This is a genomic window from Actinomadura rupiterrae (genome assembly GCF_024172125.1).
Classification (GTDB): Bacteria; Actinomycetota; Actinomycetes; order Streptosporangiales; family Streptosporangiaceae; genus Spirillospora; species Spirillospora rupiterrae.
In genome coordinates, this window is the sequence record NZ_JAMZEA010000008.1 from 316,911 (window position 1) to 333,660 (window position 16,750).

General features: G+C 71.6%; 21 protein-coding genes and 1 pseudogene. 7 read left to right on the top strand and 15 right to left on the bottom strand.

Annotated elements, in window-relative coordinates; translation table 11 throughout:
- Positions 1-111: 111 nt before the first annotated feature.
- Positions 112-480 carry a nuclear transport factor 2 family protein gene (locus FHU30_RS28925; protein ID WP_253880024.1) on the top strand — a complete coding sequence of 123 codons (369 nt, stop codon included), beginning with the start codon at positions 112-114 and terminating at the stop codon, positions 478-480.
- A gap of 281 nt (positions 481-761) precedes the next feature.
- Here FHU30_RS28925 and FHU30_RS47735 read toward each other — a convergent pair.
- The 3 genes and pseudogenes from FHU30_RS47735 to dnaB all read right to left on the bottom strand — a co-directional run bounded on the left by FHU30_RS47735 (position 762) and on the right by dnaB (position 4,050).
- A pseudogene (locus tag FHU30_RS47735) lies at positions 762-1,639 on the bottom strand (LysR family transcriptional regulator).
- A 39-nt stretch (positions 1,640-1,678) separates the two neighbouring features.
- Positions 1,679-2,122: a hypothetical protein gene (locus FHU30_RS28940; protein WP_253880026.1), complete on the bottom strand. Its 444-nt coding sequence runs from the start codon at positions 2,120-2,122 to the stop codon at positions 1,679-1,681.
- A 164-nt stretch (positions 2,123-2,286) separates the two neighbouring features.
- Complete coding sequence (gene dnaB / locus FHU30_RS28945; protein WP_253880028.1) at positions 2,287-4,050, bottom strand: replicative DNA helicase; 1,764 nt, start codon at positions 4,048-4,050, stop codon at positions 2,287-2,289.
- A gap of 341 nt (positions 4,051-4,391) precedes the next feature.
- Here dnaB and FHU30_RS28950 point away from each other — a divergent pair, with 341 nt between their 5' ends.
- Both FHU30_RS28950 and FHU30_RS28955 read left to right on the top strand, forming a co-directional pair.
- Positions 4,392-5,732, top strand: coding sequence for an MATE family efflux transporter (locus FHU30_RS28950; protein ID WP_253880030.1), 1,341 nt, complete (start codon positions 4,392-4,394; stop codon positions 5,730-5,732).
- 69 nt (positions 5,733-5,801) lie between these two features.
- On the top strand, positions 5,802-5,999 hold the full coding sequence (locus FHU30_RS28955) for a hypothetical protein (RefSeq protein WP_253880032.1): 198 nt from the start codon (positions 5,802-5,804) through the stop codon (positions 5,997-5,999).
- A 13-nt stretch (positions 6,000-6,012) separates the two neighbouring features.
- Here the strand turns inward: FHU30_RS28955 and FHU30_RS28960 are convergent, their stop codons facing one another.
- A complete protein-coding gene (locus FHU30_RS28960) occupies positions 6,013-6,429 on the bottom strand; it encodes a PaaI family thioesterase (protein ID WP_253880034.1) in 417 nt (138 codons plus the stop codon).
- 67 nt (positions 6,430-6,496) lie between these two features.
- Here FHU30_RS28960 and FHU30_RS28965 point away from each other — a divergent pair, with 67 nt between their 5' ends.
- A complete protein-coding gene (locus tag FHU30_RS28965) occupies positions 6,497-6,937 on the top strand; it encodes a MarR family winged helix-turn-helix transcriptional regulator (RefSeq protein WP_253880036.1) in 441 nt (146 codons plus the stop codon).
- Here FHU30_RS28965 and FHU30_RS28970 read toward each other — a convergent pair.
- From FHU30_RS28970 to FHU30_RS28995, 6 genes are all read right to left on the bottom strand, one after another.
- Positions 6,922-7,728, bottom strand: a complete 807-nt coding sequence (locus FHU30_RS28970) for a peptidoglycan recognition protein family protein (protein WP_253880038.1) — start codon at positions 7,726-7,728, stop codon at positions 6,922-6,924. The two genes, FHU30_RS28965 and FHU30_RS28970, sit on opposite strands and share 16 nt — an antisense overlap.
- A 431-nt stretch (positions 7,729-8,159) precedes the next feature.
- Entirely contained in the window at positions 8,160-8,606 is a 447-nt protein-coding gene (gene rplI, locus FHU30_RS28975; RefSeq protein ID WP_253880040.1) for a 50S ribosomal protein L9, read from the bottom strand.
- 17 nt (positions 8,607-8,623) lie between these two features.
- Complete coding sequence (rpsR, locus tag FHU30_RS28980; RefSeq protein ID WP_026403973.1) at positions 8,624-8,860, bottom strand: 30S ribosomal protein S18; 237 nt, start codon at positions 8,858-8,860, stop codon at positions 8,624-8,626.
- 57 nt (positions 8,861-8,917) lie between these two features.
- Entirely contained in the window at positions 8,918-9,475 is a 558-nt protein-coding gene (locus FHU30_RS28985) for a single-stranded DNA-binding protein (RefSeq protein WP_253880042.1), read from the bottom strand.
- A 40-nt stretch (positions 9,476-9,515) separates the two neighbouring features.
- Positions 9,516-9,806, bottom strand: coding sequence for a 30S ribosomal protein S6 (gene rpsF / locus FHU30_RS28990; protein WP_253880044.1), 291 nt, complete (start codon positions 9,804-9,806; stop codon positions 9,516-9,518).
- A gap of 214 nt (positions 9,807-10,020) precedes the next feature.
- Positions 10,021-10,191 carry a hypothetical protein gene (locus FHU30_RS28995; protein WP_253880046.1) on the bottom strand — a complete coding sequence of 57 codons (171 nt, stop codon included), beginning with the start codon at positions 10,189-10,191 and terminating at the stop codon, positions 10,021-10,023.
- A gap of 215 nt (positions 10,192-10,406) precedes the next feature.
- On the opposite strand from FHU30_RS28995, the gene FHU30_RS29000 reads away from it, so the two are divergent.
- From FHU30_RS29000 to FHU30_RS29010, 3 genes are all read left to right on the top strand, one after another.
- Positions 10,407-10,715: a hypothetical protein gene (locus FHU30_RS29000; RefSeq protein WP_253880048.1), complete on the top strand. Its 309-nt coding sequence runs from the start codon at positions 10,407-10,409 to the stop codon at positions 10,713-10,715.
- 98 nt (positions 10,716-10,813) lie between these two features.
- Positions 10,814-11,587, top strand: coding sequence for a deoxyribonuclease IV (locus FHU30_RS29005; RefSeq protein ID WP_253880050.1), 774 nt, complete (start codon positions 10,814-10,816; stop codon positions 11,585-11,587).
- A 299-nt stretch (positions 11,588-11,886) separates the two neighbouring features.
- Positions 11,887-12,285, top strand: coding sequence for a DUF4190 domain-containing protein (locus FHU30_RS29010; protein WP_253880052.1), 399 nt, complete (start codon positions 11,887-11,889; stop codon positions 12,283-12,285).
- A 134-nt stretch (positions 12,286-12,419) separates the two neighbouring features.
- Here FHU30_RS29010 and FHU30_RS29015 read toward each other — a convergent pair whose 3' ends face one another.
- From FHU30_RS29015 to FHU30_RS29035, 5 genes are all read right to left on the bottom strand, one after another.
- The gene (locus FHU30_RS29015) at positions 12,420-12,887 is read right to left on the bottom strand and encodes a barstar family protein (protein ID WP_253880054.1); all 468 of its coding nucleotides are present in this window, start codon (positions 12,885-12,887) and stop codon (positions 12,420-12,422) included.
- A gap of 39 nt (positions 12,888-12,926) precedes the next feature.
- A complete protein-coding gene (locus tag FHU30_RS29020; protein ID WP_253880056.1) occupies positions 12,927-13,397 on the bottom strand; it encodes a guanyl-specific ribonuclease in 471 nt (156 codons plus the stop codon).
- 88 nt (positions 13,398-13,485) lie between these two features.
- Positions 13,486-14,517, bottom strand: coding sequence for a D-alanyl-D-alanine carboxypeptidase family protein (locus tag FHU30_RS29025; protein WP_253880058.1), 1,032 nt, complete (start codon positions 14,515-14,517; stop codon positions 13,486-13,488).
- Positions 14,518-14,713: 196 nt separating this feature from the next.
- Complete coding sequence (locus FHU30_RS29030) at positions 14,714-15,157, bottom strand: hypothetical protein (RefSeq protein WP_253880060.1); 444 nt, start codon at positions 15,155-15,157, stop codon at positions 14,714-14,716.
- A gap of 108 nt (positions 15,158-15,265) precedes the next feature.
- On the bottom strand, positions 15,266-16,738 hold the full coding sequence (locus FHU30_RS29035) for a putative hexosyltransferase (RefSeq protein WP_253880061.1): 1,473 nt from the start codon (positions 16,736-16,738) through the stop codon (positions 15,266-15,268).
- Positions 16,739-16,750 lie beyond the last annotated feature (12 nt).

The window sequence follows — 16,750 nt, forward strand, 5'->3', positions numbered from 1 at the left end:
CTATCCGCCGCGAACCGGAGCGGACGTCATGACCCGGGAGGTAATCGATCTTCCACACCGTCCGCGACATCGTTGAACACGTCGGGACGGACCCGGCGAGAAGGGAAGATCATGAACAACGCGCAGCAGCAGATCGAGCGCTACATCGCCATCTGGAACGAGACCGACCCCGCCGCCCGCCGCGCCGCGATCGACGAGGTCTGGGCCGAGGGCGCCACCTACACCGACCCGCTCGCGGCCGTCGAGGGCCGGGACGCGATCGACGCGGTGATCGCCGGCGCCCAGGGCCAGTTCCCCGGCCTGGTCTTCCGCCTGGCCGGCCCGGTGGACGCGCACCACGACATCGTCCGCTTCACCTGGGAGCTCGGCCCCGAGGGCGCCGAGGCCCCGGTCGTCGGCTTCGACGTCGCGGTCCTGGACGAGGACGGCCGCATCGCCAAGGTCCACGGCTTCCTCGACAAGGTCCCCGCCGCCGCGTGACGCCCGACCCGGCGGGGCGGCCCGCCGCCCCGCCCAGGCGCCCACACCACGACGCGGAAACAGCCCGCGCACCCACCGGACGACGCGGGCCCGAGCGATCAGTCACACGACGCCGCGGGCCTGGGCAATCGGTCAGAGGACGGCGCGGGCGCGGGTGGTCGGTCACAGGACGGCGCGGCCCGGGCGATCAGTCACAGCACGGCACGGGCCCGAGCGATCAGTCAGAGGACCGCGCGGGCCCGAGCGACCGGTCACAGCACCGCACGGGGCTGGGCGAGCGGTCAGAGGACGGCGCGGGCGCGGGCGATCAGTTCGCGGGCGGCGGGGCTCATCGGGCCTTCGGAGCGCCAGGCGAGCGCGACCTCCCCGCGCAGCTCGGGCCCGTCGATCTCGATCATCTCGACCAGGTCCGGATGCGCACCCGCCAGCGACGCGGGCACGATCGCGACACCGAGGCCGCGCGTGGCCAGCTCCAGCAGCACCAGCGGGTCGGCGGCCTCGAACGCCACGGTCGGCTCGAACCCCGCCGCCACGCACCCCGATTCAACGATCGCGCGGATGCCGGTGCCGCGCGGCAGGCTCATCAGCCGCCGCTCCCGCAGCTCGGACAACCTCACACGGCTGCGTCCGGCCAGCTCGTCGGACGGCGCGACGGCCACCACGAGCCGCTCCGAGACGTAGGTCTGGACGGCGATACCGTCCGGCGGGTCACCCGCGAGGCCGACGAACGCCAGGTCGAGCCGTCCCTCCAGAAGTCGCGCAGAAGATCCGCCGAGTTGCCCTCGGACAGCGTGATCTCCACGCCGGGATGGTCGCAGTGCAGCCCGGCGAGCAGGTCCGGCACCAGGGCGGACGGCATGGACGTGACGGTCCCGACCGCCACGCGGCCGCGGATCAGCCCGGTCAGCTCGTCCACCGCGAGGCGCGCGCCGTCCGCCGCCCACAGCGCCGCCCGCGCGTACGGCAGCACCGCCTCGCCCGCCTCGGTCAGCTTCACCGACCGTCCGGAGCGATCGAAGAGCTCCTGCCCGAACTCCCGCTCCAGCTGCCTGACCTGCGCGCTGATCCCCGGCTGCGCGACGTGCAGCCGCTCGGCCGCCCGCGTGAAGCCACCCTCCTCGGCCACCGCCACGAAGTACCGGAGCTGCCGCAGTTCCATGGACGCCGACCCTAACCGCGCCCGCGCCCGGGCGCGCGCTCAGGACCGGTGGCGGCGGCAGCGCTTCCGGCCGCCCAGCGACTCCATGATCAGGCTGAGCCCGATGCCCAGCATCCAGGAGTCCTTCGCCAACGGGATGCCCTGCTGCGTCGGCCGCAGGCTGCCCTCCTCGCGCATCCCCGGGATCTTCAGGTACAGCCCGAGCAGCCCCGCCGAGAACCCCGTCAGCGCCGCCCCCGCCAGGAGCGACGGCACGATCGGCGCGAGCAGCGTCGCCCCGACCGCGACCTCGGCCGCGCCCAGCGTCCGGGTGAACTTCACCGGCTCCCAGCTCTCCAGGAACGGGTAGGCGGTCTTGGCGGTGCCGTGGATGCCCTCCGCCATCTCGTCGGTGTTGCGGAGCTTGCCCAACCCCGAGTTCAGGATGAACGCCCCGGTAGCGATCCGCACCGGCATCTGGTGCGGACGGGTCAGAATCGACATGACGGCCTTCCGATCGCGCGAACGAGCACCGAGCCCAAGCCCCAGGGCTCCCCGCACCCCTTCCCCCGCCGCTCCTCAGAGAACCCCGCCCCACCCAGACCTTGCCCGCCCCTTGACCACCCGCGGCACCCCGGACTACCGGAAGGGCCAAACCCCGAGCACCACTACTGAGCCATATCGACAAACCGGCTGTAGTGCCCCTGGAAAGCCACGGTCACCGTAGCCGTCGGACCATTACGGTGCTTGGCCACGATCAGGTCCGCCTCCCCCGCCCGAGGCGATTCCTTCTCATAAGCATCTTCACGATGCAGCAGAATCACCATGTCCGCATCCTGCTCGATGCTGCCGGATTCGCGCAGGTCGGAGACCATGGGTTTTTTGTCGGTGCGTTGTTCGGGGCCTCGGTTCAGCTGGGAGAGGGCGATGACCGGGACCTGGAGTTCCTTCGCCAGGAGCTTGAGGGACCGGGAGAATTCGGAGACCTCTACCTGGCGGCTTTCGACGCGCTTTCCGGAGGTCATCAGCTGGAGGTAGTCGATGACGACCAGGCGCAGGTCGTGCTGCTGCTTGAGGCGGCGGGCCTTGGCGCGGATCTCCATCATCGACATGTTCGGGGAGTCGTCGATGAACAGGGGGGCCTCGGCGACCTCGCTCATCCGGCGGGCGAGGCGCGTCCAGTCCTCGTCCTGCATGGTGCCGGAGCGCATGGCGTGCAGCGCGACGCGGGCCTCAGCGGAGAGGAGGCGCATCGTGATCTCGTTGCGGCCCATTTCCAGGCTGAAGAACGCCGAGGTCAGCCCGTGCTTGATGGACGCCGCGCGGGCGAAGTCGAGCGCGAGGGTCGAGTTGTGCGTCGGGATGGATGAGCGGCCGGCCAGGTACATGTGGTCGGCGTTGTCCACCTGGATGCAGCGGACGGGCACGCTCGGAACCGGCCGGACGTCCACGATCTTGGTGACGCGGTCCTGCGGGCCGTCGATGACGTGGGTCTCGGCGAGGGTGGCGGCGATCTGGGCGGTGGTGCGGACGGCCGTCTCGCCTGACACGGACGTGCGCCACTGGTGCTCGGCGTCGGCGATGATGATCTCGCCGTCGGAGAACTCGACCTCGTAGCAGGGACGGCCGTGCATGACCTCGGTGGCGGCGACGACGCGGGTGGGCTGCCCGTCGGCGTCGAAGACCTCGTCGCCGACCGCGAGAGCGCCCATCGTCGTCCAGCCGGAGGGGGTCGGGATCGGGGTGGGCAGCGCCAGTGCCTTTCCCATGGCGGGGCGGGCTGCGACGACGATCATCTGGCCGGGGTGGAGGCCGTTGGTGAGGGCGTCGAGGTCGGCGAAGCCGGTGGGGACGCCGACCATCTGGCCGCCGCGGCTGCCGATGGCCTCGATCTCGTCGAGGGCGCCGGGCATGATCTCCGAGAGCGGGACGTAGTCCTCGCCGGACCGCTTGTCGGCGATGGCGAAGACCTCGGCCTGGGCGCGGTCGAGGATCTCGTCGGCGTCGGCGCCGTCGGCGTTGTAGCCCATCTGGACGATGCGGGTGCCGGTCTCGACGAGCTTGCGCAGGACCGAGCGCTCGCGGACGATCCGGGCGTAGTAGCCGGCGTTGGCGGCGGTGGGCACCGAGGAGATGAGGGTGTGCAGGTAGGGCGCGCCGCCGACGCGCCCGATCTCGCCGCGCTTGGTGAGCTCGCCCGCGATGGTGACGGCGTCGGCGGGGTCGCCGCGGCCGTAGAGGTCGAGCACGGCGTCGAAGATGATCTGGTGGGCCGGGCGGTAGAAGTCGGCCGTGCGCAGGACCTCGATCACCTCGGCGATCGCGTCCTGGGACAGCAGCATGCCGCCGAGCACACCCTGCTCGGCCGCGATGTCGTGCGGCGGTGTCCGCTCGAACTCCCGGTCGCCGGGCTCGAGTTCGGAGACGCTCATCCCGGGCACACCCCCCTCACCTCGGGCGCCGGCGGCCCCGTCCGCCTTCGCCGTCCGTCCAGCCCACATCTATCCCAGGGCTCCGACATTCTCTCCGCGGCCGGGCCGGGCGCCAAAAGGATCTGTGGACGGGATTGTGGAGTCCCTGTGCAGACACGCCGTGCGGGTTGTGCACGACCTGTGGACAACCCTGGGGACAACTTCGGGAGCTTTCCCGCGAGCCCGCACTGACCTGCGGAAATACTGTCCACCGGGTGTGTGGGAAAGAAAGTCGGGCAACTCGCCCGAAGTAAGGGGAGTACAGTGAACGTCGATTACCCATTCTTCGTGTGACGAGGCCCATGAGCGCAACCCGGAAGCAGGACCGCGAGATCCTGCGGCTGGCCGTGCCGGCGTTCGGCGCGCTGGTCGCCGAGCCGCTGTTCCTGCTGTCGGACTCGGCCATCGTGGGGACGCTCGGCACCGCGCCGCTGGGCGGCCTCGGCGTGGCGAGCCAGCTGCTGAACACGCTGGTCTACCTGTCGGTCTTCCTGGCGTACGGGACGACGGCGGGGGTCGCGCGGCAGATCGGTGCGGGGAACGTGCGCGCCGGTATCCGGCAGGGCGTGGACGGCATGTGGCTCGCGCTCGTCATCGGGGTCGTGCTGGTCGTGGTGGGCCTGCCATTGGTTCCGTGGCTGGTGGACGTCTTCGGGGCGTCCCAGCAGGTGGACCCGTACGCGCGCACGTACATGGCGATCAGCCTGTTCGGCGTCCCGTCGATGCTGGTGGTGCTCGCTGGGACAGGCGTCCTGCGTGGCCTGCAGGACACCCGCACACCGCTTTTCGTGTCGTTGGGCGGCTTCTCGCTGAATCTGCTCCTGAACGCCGTGTTCGTACTCGGGTTCGGTTGGGGCATCGCCGGGTCCGCTTGGGGGACGGTCATCGCCCAGACGGGCAGCGCGGCCGTCTACGTGGTCGTGGTGGTGCGGGCGGCACGACGCCATGGGGCGGGCGTGCGTCCGGATGTGGCGGGTCTACGGACGGCCGCGTCCGCAGGGGCGTCCTTGCTGGTACGGACGGCGGCCTTGCGGATCGTCCTCATCGTGGGGACGTCGGTTGCCGCGCGTATGGGTGATGCTGAAATCGCGGCGTATCAGGTCGGTTTCCAGATCTGGTCCCTGCTGGCGTTCGCGCTGGACGCTCTCGCCATCGCCGGTCAGGCCATCACTGGACGGTACCTCGGCGCGGCGGACGTTGCTCGTGTGCGCGCGGTGACGCGGCGCATGGTCGTGTGGGGCGTGGGCTCTGGCGTGGTGTTCGGGCTGGGGATCGTGGCCGTCCGGCCGTGGCTGCCGTCGTTGTTCACGGCCGATCCGGACGTCCGGCATCTGCTGCTGGCGTCGCTGCTGATCGTGGCGCTGCTCCAGCCGGTCGCGGGCGTGGTGTTCGTGCTGGACGGCATCCTGATCGGCGCGGGCGACGGGGCGTACCTGGCGTGGACGACGCTGGTCGCCACGATCGTCTTCCTGCCCGCCGCTCTGACCTCGTACTGGGCAGGCTGGAGCCTGGTCGGGCTGTGGTGCGCGATCGGCCTGTGGATGGTGACGCGGATGGTCACGCTGGGCGCGCGGGCGCGGGGCGACCGGTGGCTGGTGACCGGGGCCGTCCGGCGGGCCCGGGAGGACGCCCCCGCAACGTGACGCGTTCGACGTTGCGGACATAGCGTCAGGCTCACCCGTCCCCGGGGTCCCACTCGCTACTATTCGAACATGTGTTCACCCGAGGGCGAGGGCATCGACCGGCTGGCCGACGCGATCGACGATCTCGCGGACGCCGCTACCGACGCGCTCACCCCCGAGGAGGTCGCGGCGCGCATCGCCGGCCTGTGGTCGATCGTCGAGGCCCTGGACCCCGAGATCGCCCGCCGCCGCTCCCGCTACGACACCCCGCGCTCCCGCGACAACTAGCGGCCGGCTTTGGCTAGCCGGCGGTCGCGATGGCGATGGAGCCTTGGGCGACGGCGCAGAGGGTTTCGGTGCCCGACGCGTCCAGGGTCGTGATGTCGCAGCGGCAGATGACGCGGGTGCGGCCGGCGCGGACGACCTCGGCACGCGCGCGCAGCGTCTCGCCGACGGCGGGCTTCAGGTAGTCGATGGTGAAGCCCGCCGTGACCAGGTTCGCGCCGGCGACCGAGCCCGCGGCGAAGGTCAGCGTGTTGTCGGCCGCATACGACAGGACGCCGCCGTGCACGAAGCCGTTCTGCTGGCGCAGCTCGTCCCGGATGTCGAGTTCGAGGGTGGCCGCGCCGTCGCCGAACGCGGTGATCCGCGCGTCCAGCAGGCGGCTGAACGGCTGCGCGGCGAGGGCCTTGCGGGCGAGGTCGAGGTCGAGATCCATCGGCGTTCCTCACTTCACTGGTGAAGTGAGGATGTCGCGCGGGGTTCGGCTCTGTCAAGATCGGCGCATGGCCGAACCCGATGAGCGCCTGTTCTTCCTGCTGCAACGCGCCGCGCACCAGCTGCGCCTCGCGGCCGACCGGCGCCTCCAGGCCGCCGCCGGGATCAGCACGGCGCAGCTCGGCGCGCTGTTCGCGGTGCAGGACGCGCCGGGCCTCACCCAGCGCGACCTCGCCCGGACGCTGGGCCTGCGCGAGTCCGCCGTCACGGGCCTGGTCACCCGCCTGACCTCGGCGGACCTGGTCGTCCGGGAGCCGCATCCGGACGAGCACCGCGCGGTCGTGCTGCGCCTCTCCGCGGGCGGCGAGGCCGCGTTGCGCGCCGCGCAGCCCGCGATCGACGCGTTCAACGCCGAGCTGCGCGCGGTGCTCGGCGACGCGAGCTTCGTCCAGACCTCGGCCGCCCTGAGCCGCCTGGTGAGCGCGCCGGAGGCTCAGGGGTCGAACTGAGTGCCCTGCCTGCGGAACTCGTCGGGGTCGTCGTCCTGGAAGGGCGGGGACGGGTCCGGCGAGTCGTCGGTGGGTTCCTGGGCGTCCGGCGGGAAGGGTTGCAGGGAGGTCGTCCGGCGCGCGACGGCCTTGCGGAGGTCCGGGATGCGCGAGTAGAAGCGGTCGCCCGGGCAGTCAGTGGAGCACAGGTCGCGGTGGCCGACGATCGCCTCGGACGGGTCGAGGCCGTACCGGACGCAGAGCCAGGCGCAGACCTCCACGAGCGAGGCCCGCAGGGCGTCCGGGAGGTCCTCGGACACGTAGGTGCCCTCGTTCTCGATCCCGATCGTGTGCGCGTTGTGGTGGAGGGCCTGGGCGCCGACGGCGTGCCTGCCGTCGAGGATCGCCTGGAGGCTGCGGTTGCGGCCCTCCATCACGTACCCGCCGCGGCTGATCGTGAGCTGCTGGCCGCTGTCGTCCCAGCCGCGCCCGCGCATGTGGAAGCGCTGGACGTCCCGCGAGAGCCGGTAGGCGTGCTCAAGCGAGGTGTCGGGCGAGTTCGGCGACGCGGTGTGGTGCAGGACGATGCGGTCGGGCGCGCGGTTCAGGACCGTGGCCGGACGGCGCGGTGGACGGGCCTTCCAGTCGGCGCGTGGATGGACGAACGGGTCCGGCCCGCCGTCCCCGAGCCGCGCCGCGTCCTCGCGCGCCCGGAGCGAGTCGTGCGGATGCGGCTCGGCAGAGCCATCGCTGCGGACGCCGCCGCCGGCCGATCCGGACGCCGACCCAGGACTTGGGAGGTTTTCCGCCATGGCCGCATTCTGGGGCCCCAGCAGCGCGTCCGCCGTCCAGAGCCCCAGGACCGCGCCCAGCAGGCTCCGCCGCGACACCACCTCCGCCGCATTGGACGGCGCCGGCGGCCGATCTCCCGACCGGTCCGGCCCTTCTCCCGACCGGTTCGGCCGTCCTGCCGACCGGTTCGGCCGTCCTGCCGACCGGTTCGGCCGTCCTGCTGACCGGCCTTGCTGTTCTGCCGACCGGTCCGGCTGCTGTGCCGACCGGCCTGGCTGTTCTGACGAAAGACCCGGCACGCTGACCCTCCGAACCGACGATGTGATTACGGAACGTAGTCGGTGGGCGCGGGTCGGCCCAAGCACCCGGCGGTTCGCTGACGTTTCACATGAAACGGAAAACGGCCGGACCCCCGAAGGGGATCCGGCCGTCCGTTCACTCAGAGTCGAGCTCAGCCCTCAAGGACGTCCACGTCGATGGAGGCGCTGACCTCCGGGTGCAGCCGGACGCTGACCCGGTGGGTGCCGACGGTCTTGATCGGGTTGCCGATCTCGATCCGCCGCTTGTCGAGCTCGGGGCCGTCCGCGGCCTGGACCGCGGCGGCGATGTCGGCGGCGGTCACGGCGCCGAAGAGGCGGCCGTTGCTGCCGGTCCGGGTGCGCAGCACGACCTTGAGCGACTGCAGCCGCCCGGCGATCTCCTTGGCGTGCTCGACGGTCGCGATCTCGCGGGCCGAACGCGCCTTCTTGATCGACTCGATCTGCTTCTCGGCGCCGCGCGTCCACAGGATCGCGAAGCCGCGCGGGACGAGGTAGTTGCGGCCGTAGCCGTCGCGGACCTCGATGACGTCGCCGGGCTCGCCGAGCCCGGTGACCTGCTGGGTCAGGATGAGCTTCATGTCGTCGTCCCCCTGACTCAGCGCGCGGTGCTGGTGTAGGGCAGCAGCGCCATCTCGCGGGCGTTCTTGATCGCCGTGGCGACGTCGCGCTGGTGCTGGGTGCAGTTGCCGGTCACGCGACGGGCCCGGATCTTGCCGCGGTCGGAGATGAACTTCCGCAGCAGGACCGTGTCCTTGTAGTCGACGTAGGAGATCTTCTCCTGGCAGAACACGCAAACCTTCTTCTTCGGCTTGCGCGGAGGTGGCTTCGCCATCGTGGTGCTCCTTTGGGGAGAGCCCCGCTCGCGCGGGAATGGACGTGTGTGTGTTGGTTAGAAGGGGGGGTCGTCGGAGAACCCGCCGCCCCCACCGCCGCCGCCGGTGGCCCAGGGGTCGTCGGCCGGGGCCCCGCCGGGGCCGCCCTGCTGGCCGCCGCCGCCGAAACCGCCGCCGCCGCCCTGCTGGCCGCCGCCCTGGCCGCCGAAGCCGCCACCGCCGCCGAAGCCCCCTCCGCCGCCGCCCTGCCGCTGGGTCTTGTTGACCTTGGCGGTGGCGTTGCGCAGGGACGGGCCGACCTCGTCGACCTCGACCTCGAACACGGTGCGCTTCTCACCCTCGCGCGTCTCGTACGAGCGCTGCTTGAGCCGGCCCTGGACGATCACCCGCATGCCGCGCTGCAGGCTCTCGGCGCAGTTCTCCGCCGCCTGCCGCCAGACGTTGCAGGTCAGGAACAGCGCCTCGCCGTCCTTCCAGTCGTTCGACTGGCGGTCGAAGAACCGCGGGGTCGAGGCGATGCGGAAGGACGCGACCGCCTGGCCGCTCGGGGTGAAGCGCAGATTCGGGTCCTCGACGAGGTTCCCGACGATCGTGATTACGGTGTCGCCTGCCATGGGGCTGCTCCGGCTGGGTGTTGGGCTGGACCGCTCCGGCTCAGTGGACCTCGGGGCGGATGACCTTGGTGCGCAGGATCGTCTCGCTCAGGTTGAGCTGACGGTCGAGCTCCTTGACCGTCGCGGGCTCAGCCGTGAGGTCGATCACCGCGTAGATGCCTTCGGGCTTCTTCTGGATGTCGTAGGACAGCCGGCGGCGGCCCCAGACGTCGACCTTCTCGACGCTTCCGCCGTCAGCCGTCACGACCTTGAGAAACGGGTCGAGGGCGGCGGCCGCGGTGCGCTCGTCGATGGCGGGGTCGAGAATGGTCATGAGTTCGTAGCGACGCATGCTTGTCCCTACCTCCTCTGGACTGATGCGGTCACGGTATTTCCGTGACAGGAGGGCTTCTTGCGTCCTTCGCGGCCGCGCCTTCCGGCGCCCGTCCGCACCGGCGGACCGGCCGCGAGACCGATACAGGCTATCAAGACTCGGCAGCGTGCGAGCCATTCCCGCCCGACCGGCCCACCGCCGCACCAGGTCGCCGGGCGACCAGGTAGCGGCGTCAGCGGCGGGCGGACGCGGCGTGCTGGGCCGGACGGCCGCAGCGGCGGCGTTCGAGCTCGGCCATGATGTCGGCCATCCGCGACCGCATGCGCGCGGTCTGGGTGGTCAGCATGGACAGTTCCTCGACGAGCTCGGCGTCGCCGATGACCGCCAGTTCGCTCTCCCTCATCAGCAGTCCCTCCCCGCCCGGACTCGTCCGGTCGAATTCCTGTTCGACGTTACCGGGTCCCGCCGACATTTCCGCGCACGCGCTCCGGATTGATCCCCGCCCCGTCCGGGAATCTCTGGGACAGCGCGGTGCGCCCGCCACGTCCGTCCGGCGGGTCCACCCGCGTCCCACAGCGACCCCGAGACACAGATCGCACCTACCGAGGGGGTGTCCCGATGCCACAGGAGGTAGCGGGAAGCAGCAGCAAGCGCGAGGCCGCCGGTGTCGGCGCCCGCGACCGGCACGGGATCGAGGACTCGCTCGCCGGCGGCGCGATCACGATCGGGCTGGTCGCGCTCGTGCTCGGCTGGATCCCGGCGACGCACTTCTTCGGGGCGCTGGCCGGCGTGATCGGGCTGCCGCTGTCCCTGTACTCCCAGATGGTGTCCAAGACGACCGGCGAGCGCTGGCTGAACGTCGTCGGCATGGTCGGCTCGTTCGTCGGGTTCGGATTCGCGCTGCGGCACGGCGGCTTCACCTTCTGACCTGCTCGGCGGGACGCTTCCGGAACGGCCCCGCCGGTTCCCAAAGCGGCCCGGCCGGTTCTGAATCCGGGGGCGGGACGGGCGGATAGGCTCGGTGCATGCGCATCGGAGCCCACGTCGACCAGACCAACCCGCTCGAAAGCGCCCGCGCCCGGAAGGCGGACGTCGTCCAGTTCTTCCTGGGCGACCCGCAGGGCTGGAAGAAGCCGGTCATCCCGGACGGGGCGGCCGACCTCGCGGGCTCCGGCGTGGACGTGTACATCCACGCGCCGTACGTGGTGAACGTCGCCACGTCCAACAACCGGATCCGGATCCCCAGCCGCAAGCTGCTCGCGCAGCACCTCGAAGGGGCCGCGTCCGTGGGCGCGAAGGGCCTGATCGTGCACGGCGGGCACGTGCTGAAGGACGACGACCCGGAGACCGGGTTCGAGAACTGGCGCAAGGTGTTCGAGCGGCTGGACGACGTGCCCGTCCCGGTGCTGATCGAGAACACCGCGGGCGGGGGCAACGCCATGGCCCGCAAGTTCGACCGGATCGCCCGACTCTGGGAGGTCCTGTCCGGGCTGCCGAACCTGGAGTCCAAGGTCGGGTTCTGCCTCGACACCTGCCACGCGCACGCGGCGGGCGAGGAGCTGATCGACGCCGTGGACCGGATCAAGGCGATCACCGGCCGGATCGACCTCGTGCACTGCAACGACAGCCGGGACGCCTTCGACTCCGGCGCCGACCGGCACGCCAACCTGGGCTCCGGCACGATCGACCCGGAGCTGATCCTCGGCGTCGTGCGCGGCGCGGGCGCCCCCGTCGTCGTCGAGACCCCGTCAGGCGGCCAGGCCGCCGACATCGCCTTCCTCCGCGACAACCTCTCCTGATCCGCCGCTGCCGCTGAACCGCCCCCCGGGCGGACGGTCCGCCGCGATCGGCGGTGGGCTGGACGGACGGCTGCCTGCGCATTCCCGGCGTCCCCGCGCCCGGGCCGGTCAGGGCTGGCCAGTGTCGGCCGGACGCCGCGGGAACCGCGGGTGCGCGGCGGGAACCCGGCCGGAGCACGAACCATCTAATATCGCGCAGACCCGATGTCACGTCACACTGGCATAATCCGGATTCCCTACCACCAGCGCACGCGGAACAGCAGCTTCGACGGCGGGCGCGCAACCCGATCGGGAAGTCAATGGCACAGCCCCCCTACGACCCGTACGGCGGTTACGGGCAGCAGCACGACCCGTATGCCGTCCCGCAGCCCCAGCCGTACGCCCAGCCCGCTCCCGTGCAGCACAACTACTACGGCGGACCGTCCGCCGCGCAGTCGACCAACGGCATGGCGACCGCGTCCATGGTGCTCGGCCTGGTCGGGATCTTCTTCTGCGGCTTCACGTCCGTGCTCGCGATCATCTTCGGGCACGTCGCGCACGGCCAGATCAAGCGCACCGGCGAGGGCGGCTCCGGCATGGCCACGGCCGGCCTGGTGCTCGGCTACATCGTCGCCGTCGGCTGGATCATCTTCTGGATCTTCTACATCGGCCTCTGGGCGGCGATCGTCGGCTCGTCCGGCACGTCCACCACGTACTAGGAGGCCGCCGCACGGTCGGGCCGTCCGGTCCGCGGTCCGGCCGAACCCCGCGCGGCGCACCCCGCGCGGCGCACCCCGGAAGCAGGCACGGCGGGCTCGCGTCAGCCGCGGCGAGCGGCGTCAGGCGAGCGGTGTCAGGTGAGGCGCGGGACGCCCGCGACCTCGACGCCGACGCTCGACAGCAGGACCGTCATCGGCGTATCGGTGTCCCGCCAGGACGCGACGGCCTCGGCGAACACGTCCAGGGCCGTCCGGAAGGACGCCTGGTCGGCGTCGGCGAGCTCGGCCCACGACTCGTAGAGCACCAGGTAGCCGTGGTCGGCCGGGGCCCAGGAGAGATCGGTGAGGCTGTCCTCCAGGGCGTCCCAGTTGTCGCCGAACCAGTCCGGGAAGGCGAAGGCGTCGGCGCAGGCGCGCAGGAACGCGTCCTTGTCGCGGGCGCGGCGGCCGTCGAGGTAGAACGGGCGCCAGCCGTGCTCCCCGGCGCGCTCCATCCAGCCGGTGTCGCCGACCGCGCCGGTCCCGGCGGGCACCCGCCACTGGTAGACGCCGGGCTTGAGCCGCCCGGTCAGGAGCTCGTCGAGTGCCTGGTTCGCGTCCACGTCATCCCCCGTCCCCGTTCGTGTCCGTCATCGCGGGGATCATCCCCCGCTGACCCGGACGAAACTGCGGTAGTGGTCCTGGGTGTAGTAGCGCTCGCCGCCCCGCCCGGCGATCACCCGGCGCGCACCGCGGTCACCGGCGCCCGGAGTGGGGACGGTGTACTCCTTGTAGTACCCGCCCGGTTCGTCCGGCAGCCGTCGCTCGCGGTTCCCGAAGGTGGCGCCGTCCTTGCGGTAGGGGAACGGGCCGCCCGCGTCGATCAGCTTCAGCGTCCGCTGCGCCTCGGCGGGCAGGCTCGACGCCGGCACCTCGCGGATCGTGCCGTGCGCACTGCCCGGTCGGATGGCGCTGCTCGTGCGCGCGTGCGTCTGCGAGGGGCCGGATGCTCCTGCGTCCCCGCCGGACGATCCGTTCCCGCATGCCGCGAGTCCGGTCAGCGCCAGCAGCGGGACGACGACCAGGGCGAGCAGCGTCCGCCGCTTCCTCGCGTCCACCGTCACCCCGTTCACCGGCCGATCGTCGCACACGCCTCGCCCTCCCCTGCCCTTCCGACGCGCTGACCAGCGAAATCCGCGGCGCCCGCGGCGCCCGCGGGGCTCACTTCCAGCCGAAGCCCCAGTCGAGGATGCGCGCGGCGTCGTGGAAGCGTGCGGTCCGGCGCGTCCGGGAGCTGTTGAGGACGGCGCCGATGAGCGTGCGCCCGGAGCGCCGCGCGGCGAACAGGAAGCTGTAGCCCGCCTCGGAGGTGTAGCCGCTCTTGATGCCGATCAGGCCGGGGTAGTCGCCGAGGAGCGTGTCGGTGTTGATCCAGACGTTGCGTCCGTGCGTGCGGGTCGCGCGGGAGAGGTACGCGTCGCGGGCCACGGCCGCGCGGAAGTCCGGGAAGCGCATGGCGTACCGGCCGAGGGCGACCAGGTCGCGGGCCGTGGACCAGCCGGGCGAGGGCGGCAGGCCGGCCGGGTCGTTGTAGTGCGTGGAGCGCAGGCCGAGGCTGCGCGCCGTCCGGTTCATCTTGCGGACGAAGCGGGCGCGGCCCGGCCCGTAGGCGTTCGCGAGGGCGGACGCCGCGTCGCAGCCGGACGGGACGAGCATCGCCGTGAGCAGCTCGCGCGCCGTGAAGCGGTCGCCGGGACGCAGCCGCGCGGTCGAACCGTGCCGCGCGATGGCATAGCCGAGGTCGGCGCGCCGGATGCGGATGCGCCGGTCGAGCCCGCCCGAGCGGAGCACCACCACGGCCGTCATCACCTTCGTGATGCTGCCGATGGGACGGCGCGTGCCGGCGTTGCGTCCCCAGAGCACCTGCCTGGACGTCTCGTCCACCAGGTAGGCGGAGCGGGCGTGCACCCCGCGCGGCCCCTTGCGGGACGACGCGACGCGCGCGTCCGGCGCGTCCGGCCAGATCGTGCCTGTCGCGCTCTCGGCGGACGTGCTCCCGGTGGCCGGGACGGGTTCGGTGGGCGAGGGAACGGCGGGCGAGGGAACGGCGGGCGTCGGCGAGACGGGCACGCTCGGTGTCGCGGGCAGGGCCGGTGTGGGTGTGGGTGTTGCTTCCGTGGACGCGGCCACGGCGGGTGGGGTGAGGCTGAGGCTCAGGCCGAGTGGGACGGCCGTGAGGAGCGTGATCCGCATGACGGGGTGATTACCCCGCTGACCAGCCGATCCATTCGGCGCTTCCGAGAACTTGACCTTGGCGGCCCGGTATCCGCCGAGATGCCCCGTCCGGTCCATGCCGGGGGGGGAAGCGAAACGGCGGGCCGCGTCCCCGGGCCCTTGAGGACGCGTCCCGCCGTTCACCAGTGGCCTGTGGCCCCCGGAGCCGCCCGGGTTATCGGGCGAGCTTCCAGGTGCGGACCTTCGCGCACTTCAGGTTCTTGAAGGACACGGTGTGGTTCTTGTGCACGTAGACCTTGTCGGCCCAGCACAGCGTGGCCTGCAGGTAGCCGGTCTCGGGGGCGCTGAAGGCGGCCTTGTAGAGCGCGTTGGACTTCGTCCAGTTCACGCCCGGACGGCCCCACTTGCCGCCCTTGGTGGCCTGCCGGTGCCAGAAGACCAGGTACTTGCCGTTCTTGGCGGTCTTCTTCAGGTTCAGCGTGGACTTGAAGCCCTTGCTCGAAACCGTGTACGCCCCGTTCGCCTTGCCACCCTTGACCGACAGGTTCCAGCCGTGGGCCTTCGCCGCGTGGGCGTCGGCCGGAGCGGCCAGAGCGGTGCCGGTGGTCAGGGCGCTCACGATCCCCATCGTGCCCAGAGCCAGAGCGGTACGCCGCATGAGTCCTCCTCGGTAGGGGGTTCTGACGGGGCGCCACTTTTCCGAGATTCCGGACAGCATGCAAGCGCCGACAGGTGAGTTAACTCACCCGCGGGAACCATGTGGCGTTCACCCTGCCCAGCCTCCCGAGGTGAAGGTGAGGAGTTGGAGCACGGCGAACGGGGCCGCCGCCGCGACGGCCGCTCCGAACAGCCAGCGGTGACGGAGGGCGAGCGTCCCGAACCCCAGCCACAGGGGCCACCACAGCAGCGTCGCGCGGCCGATCGAGAGGTAGTACGAGGACGTCATCAGCGCCGCGAGTTGCAGGCCCACATAGGCCAATTCCGGCCAGCGCCGCCGGTACAGCAGGTACAGCGAGAGCAGCACGCCGACCGCCGCCGCGAAGACCTCGATGCGGAACGCGAGCGTGAACTCGTAGTTCGTCTCGAACGCGGACTGGTAGGTGAGCTTGAACGCGTCCCACGGCATCGTGAACTTGCGGTGCCAGCCCGCTTCCTGCGCGTGCTGCCACGCCATCCAGTCGCCGGTGCGTCCCCACTGGTAGACGGTGTAGGCGAGCAGCGGCGTGAACGGCAGCACCAGCCAGCCGATCGGACGCCAGCCCTGCTCGCGGCGCCCGTGCCGTCCGACCAGGTACTCGACGATCATCGCCAGGACGAGGAACAGCCCGGTGATCCGGACGGCCGAGGACGGCGTGGCGAGCAGCGCCGCCCAGGCCCAGCGGCCGCGCTTCGCCATCAGCCACGCGGGCAGCGCGAACGCGAGGAACAGCGACTCGGAGTACCCCGCGAACAGGAACACCGCGGCGGGGCTGGCCAGCATCGCCGCGACCGCTCCGGCGCCGATCGTCCCGGCCTCGTCGGCGGCCTCTTCTTCCGCGGCTTCGAGCGTGTGCCCGTTCGCGGACGATGCGGAGCGGCGGACGGTCGTCCGGGGCGGCGCGGCCTCGGCAGCCTGGACGCCGCGACGATGCGTCCCGCTGCCCCCGCCGCTATGCGTCCCGTTGCCGCCGCCATAGGTGCCGTCGCCGCCGCCATAGGTGCCGTCGTCGCCGTAGTCCCAGGTTTCGTCGCCGTCCGGGTCGTGTTCGGCGCCGTCCAACCGCTCACGGTCGTCCAACCGCTCACCGTCGCGTGCGATACGGGACGTCCAGCCGGACAGCCGCGTGCGGAGGGCGCCGCGGCGGCGCGGCCGGGCGCCCACCTCCTCCTCGGCGAGGCGGCCGAGCGCGAGCGCCGCGACCCCGCCCGCGAAGAACGAGATCACCAGCCCCGCCAGCTTGTAGTCACCCCCCGTGAAAAGGCCGGTGAACTTGAGCGCGAGCGGATATCCAGGGAAGAATGCGGGCCATCCTGGATCGAACTTCTCGCCGGGAACGCCCCCGTAACCGTAGGTCGCGATGTCGAGGAAGCGCACCGCGTCCCACTGGGCCCACCGGTCCAGGTAGGGCTTGCCGTCGAAGACCGACGGGAGCACCCGGGGGACCACGGCGACGAAGAACATCACGCCGACCCAGGACCCGAGCCACAGGGCGAGCGCACGGCGGTCACTCGGCCGGAGCCGGCCGGTAGGTAGCCTCACGGTGCCATCAAA

Coding starts and splice junctions, on each gene's coding strand:
- FHU30_RS28925 (WP_253880024.1), top strand. CDS start 112: ATGAACAACGCGCAGCAGCAGATCGAGCGCTACATCGCCATCTGGAAC.
- FHU30_RS28940 (WP_253880026.1), bottom strand. CDS start 2,122: ATGTCGATTCTGACCCGTCCGCACCAGATGCCGGTGCGGATCGCTACC.
- dnaB (WP_253880028.1), bottom strand. CDS start 4,050: ATGAGCGTCTCCGAACTCGAGCCCGGCGACCGGGAGTTCGAGCGGACA.
- FHU30_RS28950 (WP_253880030.1), top strand. CDS start 4,392: ATGAGCGCAACCCGGAAGCAGGACCGCGAGATCCTGCGGCTGGCCGTG.
- FHU30_RS28955 (WP_253880032.1), top strand. CDS start 5,802: ATGTGTTCACCCGAGGGCGAGGGCATCGACCGGCTGGCCGACGCGATC.
- FHU30_RS28960 (WP_253880034.1), bottom strand. CDS start 6,429: ATGGATCTCGACCTCGACCTCGCCCGCAAGGCCCTCGCCGCGCAGCCG.
- FHU30_RS28965 (WP_253880036.1), top strand. CDS start 6,497: ATGGCCGAACCCGATGAGCGCCTGTTCTTCCTGCTGCAACGCGCCGCG.
- FHU30_RS28970 (WP_253880038.1), bottom strand. CDS start 7,728: ATGGCGGAAAACCTCCCAAGTCCTGGGTCGGCGTCCGGATCGGCCGGC.
- rplI (WP_253880040.1), bottom strand. CDS start 8,606: ATGAAGCTCATCCTGACCCAGCAGGTCACCGGGCTCGGCGAGCCCGGC.
- rpsR (WP_026403973.1), bottom strand. CDS start 8,860: ATGGCGAAGCCACCTCCGCGCAAGCCGAAGAAGAAGGTTTGCGTGTTC.
- FHU30_RS28985 (WP_253880042.1), bottom strand. CDS start 9,475: ATGGCAGGCGACACCGTAATCACGATCGTCGGGAACCTCGTCGAGGAC.
- rpsF (WP_253880044.1), bottom strand. CDS start 9,806: ATGCGTCGCTACGAACTCATGACCATTCTCGACCCCGCCATCGACGAG.
- FHU30_RS28995 (WP_253880046.1), bottom strand. CDS start 10,191: ATGAGGGAGAGCGAACTGGCGGTCATCGGCGACGCCGAGCTCGTCGAG.
- FHU30_RS29000 (WP_253880048.1), top strand. CDS start 10,407: ATGCCACAGGAGGTAGCGGGAAGCAGCAGCAAGCGCGAGGCCGCCGGT.
- FHU30_RS29005 (WP_253880050.1), top strand. CDS start 10,814: ATGCGCATCGGAGCCCACGTCGACCAGACCAACCCGCTCGAAAGCGCC.
- FHU30_RS29010 (WP_253880052.1), top strand. CDS start 11,887: ATGGCACAGCCCCCCTACGACCCGTACGGCGGTTACGGGCAGCAGCAC.
- FHU30_RS29025 (WP_253880058.1), bottom strand. CDS start 14,517: ATGCGGATCACGCTCCTCACGGCCGTCCCACTCGGCCTGAGCCTCAGC.
- FHU30_RS29030 (WP_253880060.1), bottom strand. CDS start 15,157: ATGCGGCGTACCGCTCTGGCTCTGGGCACGATGGGGATCGTGAGCGCC.